This window comes from Actinomycetospora lutea, from assembly GCF_028737205.1.
Taxonomy (GTDB): domain Bacteria; phylum Actinomycetota; class Actinomycetes; order Mycobacteriales; family Pseudonocardiaceae; genus Actinomycetospora; species Actinomycetospora lutea.
Genome location: NZ_JAQZAL010000030.1, coordinates 62,405 through 70,133, shown reverse-complemented (window position 1 = coordinate 70,133; position 7,729 = coordinate 62,405). Strand labels below are relative to the sequence as shown.

Genomic DNA, 7,729 nt, shown 5'->3' with positions numbered 1-7,729 from the left:
CGCATCCGGTCCCTGCTGCACTGCGGATCTCTCGCACTCTGATTCCGGAAGAGCCCGCAAACTCGCACGTCATCGACGGCAAGCCATTCGTCGAGTCCTACGGCCTCTCGGCGGGCGGGGCGACGCTCATCCGCCCCGACGGAGTGATCGCCTGGCGCAAGCGCAGCTCCGCCGACCGTGACGAGCTCGAGCAGGCGCTCGCAACAGCGCTCGCGACGAGCCCGGAACCTGCCTGACCGGCGCCCGGCCCGCGCTTGATTGATGGCCAGGATGCATGCCCCGGGCTGGTTGCCGGTCCCGCTGGGCAGGGCACGCCGAGCACACCGCAGAAGGTGCGCGGCGCCCCTGCGCTCGGTGTGAAGCTTCGGGTCTCCGACGAGGCCGAGGTCCTCGTTCGCTCCAACGTGGTGCTCGACAGGTACTGGCACAACCCGGAGGCCACCGCCCACGCGCTCGTCGATGGGTGGTTCCACACCGGCGACGGTGGGTCGCTCGACGCCGAGGGGTACCTCCACGATCTCCGACCGCGGAAGGACGTGATCATCACCGGCGGCGAGAACGTGTCGTCTACCGAGGTGGAGGATTGCATCTTCAGCAATCCGGGGGTCGCCGAGGTCGCCGTGATCGGCGTGCCGGACATGAAGTGGGGTGAGCGGCCGAAGCGCTCGTTGTCCGGTCGCGTTAGCCGAGGTCACCGAAGCGGAGATCATCGCGCACTGCAAGGAGCGGCTCGTCGGGTTCAAGGCGCCCTCCTCGGTGGAGTTCCGGGACTGCATCCCCCGCACCGCCACCGGGAAGATCCAGAAGTTCAAGCTCCGGGAGCCCTACTGGGCGGGCTACCAACGCAAGGTGAACTGAAGCGCGTCCAGCCGGGGGACCACGCCCGGCTGCGGCGGGTTGGTGGTGGAAACGGCCACGGGGATTCACCTGCTCCTGGTGCTACGGTTTCGACATGCGGCTCATGCAGCTCACCACGACGCCGGGTGCGACCCGGCGTTCTTCGGTGTGATCTGAGCGCAGCGATCACCCACGAGGGCCCCGGGACAAGCGTCCCGGGGCCCTCGTCGTCTTGATCCCGAGACGCTCGTCCAGCGGACCTCCACCGCAACGAGGAGGCGACCTGATGGGCATCGATGATTCACTCGCAGCGGCCGACCGCGGCGCCGAGCCGGCAGTCGACCACCGACGAATCGGCCGAGACCTGGGCATGTTCGCCACTGACCCCTTGGTCGGCCCGGGGCTCCCGTTGTGGCTGCCCGACGGTGCGGTTGTGCGGGCCGAACTCGAGCGGTTGGTGTCCGAGCAGGCTGATCGAGACGGTTGCCGCCGCGTGTATACCCCGGTCCTGGGCAAGCGGGAGCTGTTCGAACGCTCCGGGCACTGGACGAAGTTCTCGGCCGACATGTTCCCGGCAATGGATGTCGGGGGCGAACAGTACGTGTTGCGACCGGCGAACTGCCCGCACCACACCTTGGTGTATGCCGCAGAACAGCGTAGCTACCGGGACCTGCCGATCCGTCTCGCCGAGCTGGGCAGCATGTTTCGCGGCGAGCTCTCCGGCGTCTTGTCCGGCCTGTCCCGTGTGCGTCAGATCAATCTCGACGACTGTCATGTGTTCTGCCGACCCGACCAGGTCACCGCCGAGGTCACCCTGGCTCTCCGATCCGTGAGGCACTGTTACGACCTGCTCGGGATCGAGCTGGTCGCTTACCGTCTCTCACGGCGCGGCAGCGGCGACGGTTACCTCGGCACCGACCAGCAGTGGGAGGAGGCTGAAGCTGGACTGGCCGGCGTGCTCGACCAGCTCGGCCTGCCCTATCGAGATGCGCCCGGAGAGGCCGCCTTCTACGGTCCGAAGATCGACCTGCAGGTGCTCGACGCGGGCGATCACGAGCAATCCCTCTCGACCGTGCAGCTGGACTTCCAGCAGCCCGAACGGTTCGACCTCGCCTACATCGGTTCTGACGGCCAACGTCACCGTCCAGTCATGATCCACCGTGGGTTGCTCTCGTCCATGGAACGGCTCATCGCCCATCTCCTCGAGCGCACTGCAGGCGCGCTGCCACCGTGGCTCAGCCCGGTCCAGGTGGCCATCGCGCCGGTCGCCTCGACACACCGTGAAGCCGGAAACCGGCTCCGAGACCGGCTGGTGGCCACTGGCCTCAGGGCGCAGATCATGGAGCCCAAGGAGTCACTCGGTGCGCGCATACGAAACGCCCACGAACGGCGGGTCCCCTACGTGGCCGTAATCGGTGACCACGAGGTCACCGAGGCAGTGGTCGCGGTGCGGGTACGCGACGGACAGCGCGTCAGCCTCGATATCGAAGTGTTCATCAGCGCCGTCACGAGCGCAGTGCGTGCCCGACAGAGCGGCCTTGAACTCGGTGAGCAGGACAGCGACAGATGAATCGGGGCGTCGGCGGTGAACGCCGTCTGCCAGCGGGTCGGCGCCGAGTCGACCCTCGGGTCACCGTCGGCCCAGGCACCGACGGCGGATGCTTGCCGCCTCGTCGGCCCGCCAGGCATTCGACGCCCATCAAAAGGTGTGAAGGGATCGCGTAGCGGGCTCCGGCCCGGCTGGTGGCGCTCCGACCGTGGAGAAGCACGGTGCCGCGACAAGACCGCTAGCGGATCGGGAGCCCGGTCGGGGCTACCCCCAGCTGCTGGCCCGGTTGGCCCTGGTGCGCGCCGCCCAGGAATACGGCGAGGACGGGCGCAGGGGAGTTCGTCGACGCCGCCTACGCCCTCCTGTCCGGCACGGAACACCGCCGGCTGGCCGTGGCGTTACGTCAGCGCGCCCCGCACCACCAGGTGCGGGGCGCGCTTGCTGGACTTCGGGATCACGGGACGTTGTTGCCGCCAGGGTTGGGGATACCCGGTGGGACCTCGTCTCCGCCGCGGTTGTGCGCGCCGGAATTGCCGGGTCGCACTCTTCGCTTCCGTTTCCGTTGCCCGCGTTGCAGTGGACCTTCTCGGGCGGCGGAGGCGGAGGGCAGTCCCAGGCGAAGGCGACTCCGGAGAAGCCAAGGACACCAAGGATCAATCCGGCTCTCCGTCATGAAGCGTGGAGGCGGCCTCGCAGCATCGTGGTGGCGGGAGCGTCCCACACGGTTCCGCAGTGCAGGAGCAGTCGCAGCCGGTAGTTGGCGAAGTTGCGGAATCCGTGCCCGACCCGCTTCACCTTCTTGATCAGCAGGTTGATGGCCTCGGTGGGCCCGTTCGAGACGTCGGCCACGGTGAAGCGGGCGAGCAGCTCGTCGCGCCAGGAGTCCAGGGTGCGGGCCAGCCGGTGTAGTTCGGGGACCTCGGAGTCGGCGCAGAACGCCAGCCAGCGGTAGAACGCCGCGGCGGCCCGGGACGGGTCGTGGTGGCGGTAGAGCAGTCGCAGGTCCTGGGCCGCGATCCAGGTGGCGGCGACCTCACCATCGGGGTCACCGAGATCCAGCCCGTGCAGCAGCCGGGTCCAGGACAGGTCCGAGTGACGTTCGTGGCCGCGGCGCAGCACTCGTCTGATGCCGTAGAGCGGGTCGCCGGTCCGGCCGCGGTGCCCGAGAGTCTCCTGCTGGACGCGGCGGCGGACCTGGTCGACGGCAGTCGAAGCCGAGCTTGATGATGTGGAAGGCGTCGAGGACGCGGACCGCGCCGGGCAGCTGGGTGCGCAGGGCGCTGGCGTAGCCGCGGAACGGGTCCAGCGCGGCGATCGTGACTCCCGAGCGCCAGCCGGCGCCGCGTTCACGTAGCCACGCCGAGAGGACCGTGCCGCTGCGACCAGGCACGACGTCGAGCAGCCGCGCCGGGCCACCAGTGCGGGTGAGGTCGACCAGCCCGGTGGCGAACTCGGTGGCGTGGGTCGCGGTGGCGGCCAGGAAGGCGGTCTCGTCGACCCCGAGCGCGGCCACGCCCTGGAGTCGGGCGGGGTCGTCGATCAGTGGGGTGCCGTGCTCGGCCACCGCGCGCATCACCGTTCCCCAGCCCACCCCGAGCTCCCAGGCCACGACCGCCACCGCCTCGCCGTCGCGACCGACCCGGCGGCAAGCCTCTTGCGCCGCTCGGGTCGTCAGTGACGCTCGTGGCGGGATCTCCGGGCTGGTCTCCGACCAGGTCCTGGTCTCGCAGCGCTGATGGCAGCACCGCCAGAGCCGCTTGATCCAGATCAGCGTCGTCGGCCGCCCGCCAGTCGGCAGGTCGCGCACGCGCACCGCCCGTCGTCCATGCGCCGCGGCGACCGCGCCGCAGCCAGGACAGCCGACCATGTCGTTCGTGGTCTCCACGGCCAGTTCGAGCTCGCCGTCATGCTCGTCGACGGCAACCAGCCGGAAACCGTCGAGCCCGAGGACCACCGCCCCGAGATCGCGCGCGCCAGTAGCATCCGTGCCCACCTGGGGCCTCCCTCCGAAGTGTCCAAGCACCACGAAGAGTGAGGCCCCAGGCCCATGATCAGGCCGAGGCTGAAGATCGTGTCCCGGTCAGTCCTCCACGCTCAATGACGAAGAGCCCGTTTACGCCCCCGGCGGTAACCCGACCAGTAGGACGCGGGGCCGACGAGCCCGGTCGTGATCAGCACGGCCCACGCAGATCTAATCGAACAAGGTCAACTGATCTGCCTCTGCCATGGACACAGCTGCCTCTGCGAGCGGCTTCAGGTCCGGGGCCTCGGAGCACCGAGGCCGCGGACCATGTCGCCGGCGCCGAGCCTGGGCAAGGCCGCATCCTTTTCGGCGCACCGACCTATGGAACTGTCCCGGCACACGTCAACCCATAGAACTGGCACTTCGAATCGACCAAGCGCCGCTCGGGCTAACCCAAGCCTAACACTTTGCGCGCCTCGACATCGGCGGAGGGTGCTCGGCGCCACGATCGGGCGGAATGCCAAGCGAGATCGTCAAGCCGTGGGTATCATTGCCTTGTTCGGGATTGGCGTCACCAGCTACGCAACCAGGGGGCTTTCCCGGCAGCACCCGTAGCGAAAGGCGCGACCCGTGGCACAACGTACTGTGGTCACCCTCCTCGACGACCTCGACCAGAGCCCAGCCGATGAGACCGTCGAGTTCGGGCTCGACGGCGTGACCTATGAGATCGACCTGTCCGCCGAGCATGCGGCTGCCCTGCGCGATGCTCTGCGTGACTACGTCGAGCACGGCCGCCGCACCGGCGGGCGCCGCCGCAGCGCCGTAGGCAGCTCATCGGGAGGCCGGCCTGCGAGGCGTGGTGACCGCAGCAACGGCACCGGCGGGCGCGCAACGGTGGACCGGGAGCAGAACCAGGCGATCCGAGAGTGGGCCCGCAAGCAGGGCATGACCGTCAGCGATCGGGGCCGCATCCCCCGCGAAGTCACCGACGCCTATCACCAGGCCCATTGACCTCACCGGTACGGCGGGGGAGCCTCGGCTTCCGTGGAGATCAGGCGATCGCGGCCGATGGTCGTGATCGGGTCATCGTCTCGAGGACTGCCTTCGGCCTTCGTCGCCCGTAGGGGATCGCATCAGCCGACACGCCGGGCGAACGCCTCGGCGAGCTCCTCGAGCGCAGGCACGGAGCCGCTCGGCGATTCGTAAGGACAGCTAGCCTTTGAGAATCTTGCGCGGACGGCTCCCCTGCTTCCATTGAAGGCCGATGTTGTGAGCTCGATAACGGGCTGTTTCCGTAGAGTCGAGGACTACCTGAACGCAGTTGTAGAGGAGTACCAGAAGAATCGGTCTGCCGTCAGTGCCAGCATTTCGGGCTGCAGTCTTCGGGAGTTGCCGGAGCTGCGGAAGATGATTTTCGAAACGGGCGTCTTCCGCTCCGGTACCTCGAAGTCAGTACGGTTTATTCTCCGCTCCCTGCGCAAGGCACTTCTCGAGCCGTTGGTCCTGCCGCGTCCTACCCAAGCATCCTCTGGAGGGACCGATGAAATCCTCGCGCACCAATGAGCGGGCCATCGACAATCCCCCGTAGTGAACCCGTCGCAGCCGACACCGGATGACCGGGCCGCTGCTGGCCCGGCCCTGTGGTCCGAGGTAGATCGGGGATGACCTATCTCGAGCCGAGAAAATTCTGTGGGCTTTCGTCGCGCTGATACATGTAATTCCTGAGCTGTTGGCCAGTAACTGACCGATTGACCGGAACAACCTCTGTCAGGATCGGATATCCATTATAGGTGGTGTCCCACAAGTAGAGACAGGCTGGCACACCGTTAGAATAGGAGCCGCAGGTATGGATTCCTACGGGGTTGCCTCCGTTAGTGACGGTTGTCTCGGCAGTACCTATGGTCATGCGTAGTGCTTGGGCCGCAGACTCCAGGCTTTCCGTCCTCGACGCGTAAGTGCTAACGGCGATTCCGTCGCCCTCGATCGTTAGATCGCAGGTTTCGCCAGCGACTGCGATGCTGGAGTACAACGCGTTCATGACTGTCGGGGCGCAGGACGCAGTGACACCCAGCGCTACTGCTCCGGACGCAGCCTCCTGAGCATCTCCCCCGTAGGACGATCCCGATCGTGGTGGTGAGTAAGTAGGGATCGGAGAGTAAGGCGGTTGGGCCATTGTAGCCGTTGGGGTCGGGACTGCGGTCGCAGTTGGGCTAGCTGAGGGATTGGAAGACGTGTCCGCGCTCGCGGGCTTTACTTGCTCTGTGAAGATTAGAATTACACCCAGGAAGAGAAGTAGGCCACCAACAACGAAGCAGGCCACTCTGGCAGTCTTTCCGACTGTTGGCATCACGGTGCCGGAAAACTCAAAGCCACCGCCGACCAGGCCGACCAAGATCGCAATTACACCGGCGCTGCCAACGAAGATCGCAAAGGTAGTCACCATCCCCGATCACCCCGAGCTCCACAGAGTCGCCCCCAGTTTCGAGTGAATTGTCTCGGGTGCTCCCCCAGGATGGGAGACTCCGATCGGTGAAAGCACGCGTAGCGACCTGTCGAACACTCACTGTCACGCTCAGCACGGCCTGCAGGACGACGACTCCGAAGTCGATTACGAAGTCCTGGACTGGTCGGGCAGCGATGATCGCCCCTCGTACTTGTAGCACTCGACGACCGATAGCGGAGCCTGCGCCCCGTGAAACCACACGGTGACGCAGTCGCCTTTGAAGAGGGGAGGAGTGAACTTCGGCTTCGCTCACCCAGTCGAGGCTGTCCCGGCTACACCTCCGACGGCGGGGCCTGGGCCTCAAACGACATCGGCGGAAGGTGCTCGGCGCCACGGTCGGGCGGAATGCCAAGCGAGATCGTCAAGCCATGGGTATCATTGCCTTGTTCGGGAGTGGCGTCACCAGCTACGCAACGAGGGGCTTTCCCGGCAGGACCCGTAGCGAAAGGCGCGAACCCGTGGCACAACGGACTGCGGTGACCCTCCTCGACGACCTCGACCAGGGCCCCGCCGAGGAGACCGTCGAGTTCGGGCTCGACGGCGTGACCTACGAAATCGACCTGTCCAAGGAGCATGCGGTGGCCCTACGTGACGCCCTGCGTGACTACGTCGAGCACGCCCGCCGCACCGGCGGGCGCCGCCGCGCCGGCACCGGCGGCTCACCGGGACGCCGGCCGGCGACGGGTGGCGACCGTGGCAACGGCGCAGGCGGGCGGGCGCCGGTGGACCGAGAACAGAACCAAGCGATCCGGGAGTGGGCCCGCAAGCAGGGCATGACCGTCAGCGATCGGGGCCGCATCCCCCGCGAAGTCACAGACGCCTATCACCAGGCCCACTGACCTCACCGGTACAGCGGCTTCGCGCGCAGGCACGGAGC

At 67.1% G+C, this 7,729-nt stretch carries 7 protein-coding genes and 2 pseudogenes; 7 read left to right on the top strand and 2 right to left on the bottom strand.

What is annotated here, in order from left to right; genetic code table 11:
- The 4 genes and pseudogenes from PHK61_RS26050 to thrS all read left to right on the top strand — a co-directional run.
- On the top strand, positions 1–236 hold a 236-nt coding region (locus PHK61_RS26050), incomplete at its 5' end, for an aromatic-ring hydroxylase C-terminal domain-containing protein (protein WP_476288551.1).
- 96 nt (positions 237–332) lie between these two features.
- Positions 333–620: pseudogene (locus PHK61_RS26045) on the top strand (AMP-dependent synthetase); the annotation flags it as partial.
- A gap of 28 nt (positions 621–648) precedes the next feature.
- A complete protein-coding gene (locus PHK61_RS26040; protein ID WP_274283931.1) occupies positions 649–858 on the top strand; it encodes an AMP-binding enzyme in 210 nt (69 codons plus the stop codon).
- 265 nt (positions 859–1,123) lie between these two features.
- Entirely contained in the window at positions 1,124–2,407 is a 1,284-nt protein-coding gene (gene thrS / locus PHK61_RS26035) for a threonine--tRNA ligase (RefSeq protein WP_274283930.1), read from the top strand.
- 648 nt (positions 2,408–3,055) lie between these two features.
- Here thrS and PHK61_RS26030 read toward each other — a convergent pair.
- Both PHK61_RS26030 and PHK61_RS32145 read right to left on the bottom strand, forming a co-directional pair.
- Positions 3,056–3,541 (bottom strand): annotated as a pseudogene (locus PHK61_RS26030) (ISL3 family transposase); the annotation flags it as partial.
- Positions 3,432–4,253: a transposase gene (locus PHK61_RS32145; protein WP_420791442.1), complete on the bottom strand. Its 822-nt coding sequence runs from the start codon at positions 4,251–4,253 to the stop codon at positions 3,432–3,434. The gene PHK61_RS32145 and the pseudogene PHK61_RS26030, both read right to left, overlap by 110 nt.
- On the opposite strand from PHK61_RS32145, the gene PHK61_RS26020 reads away from it, so the two are divergent.
- The 3 genes from PHK61_RS26020 to PHK61_RS26010 all read left to right on the top strand — a co-directional run bounded on the left by PHK61_RS26020 (position 4,212) and on the right by PHK61_RS26010 (position 7,691).
- Complete coding sequence (locus tag PHK61_RS26020) at positions 4,212–4,421, top strand: hypothetical protein (RefSeq protein WP_274283929.1); 210 nt, start codon at positions 4,212–4,214, stop codon at positions 4,419–4,421. The genes PHK61_RS32145 and PHK61_RS26020 overlap by 42 nt on opposite strands.
- 558 nt (positions 4,422–4,979) lie before the next feature.
- A complete protein-coding gene (locus PHK61_RS26015; protein WP_274283928.1) occupies positions 4,980–5,360 on the top strand; it encodes a histone-like nucleoid-structuring protein Lsr2 in 381 nt (126 codons plus the stop codon).
- Positions 5,361–7,310: 1,950 nt separating this feature from the next.
- Complete coding sequence (locus PHK61_RS26010; protein WP_274283927.1) at positions 7,311–7,691, top strand: histone-like nucleoid-structuring protein Lsr2; 381 nt, start codon at positions 7,311–7,313, stop codon at positions 7,689–7,691.
- Positions 7,692–7,729: the final 38 nt, after the last annotated feature.

Bases quoted from the DNA above. Each gene is read 5' to 3' on its own strand.
- PHK61_RS32145 (WP_420791442.1), bottom strand. From the start codon at position 4,253: ATGGTCGGCTGTCCTGGCTGCGGCGCGGTCGCCGCGGCGCATGGACGA.
- thrS (WP_274283930.1), top strand. From the start codon at position 1,124: ATGGGCATCGATGATTCACTCGCAGCGGCCGACCGCGGCGCCGAGCCG.
- PHK61_RS26020 (WP_274283929.1), top strand. From the start codon at position 4,212: ATGCGCCGCGGCGACCGCGCCGCAGCCAGGACAGCCGACCATGTCGTT.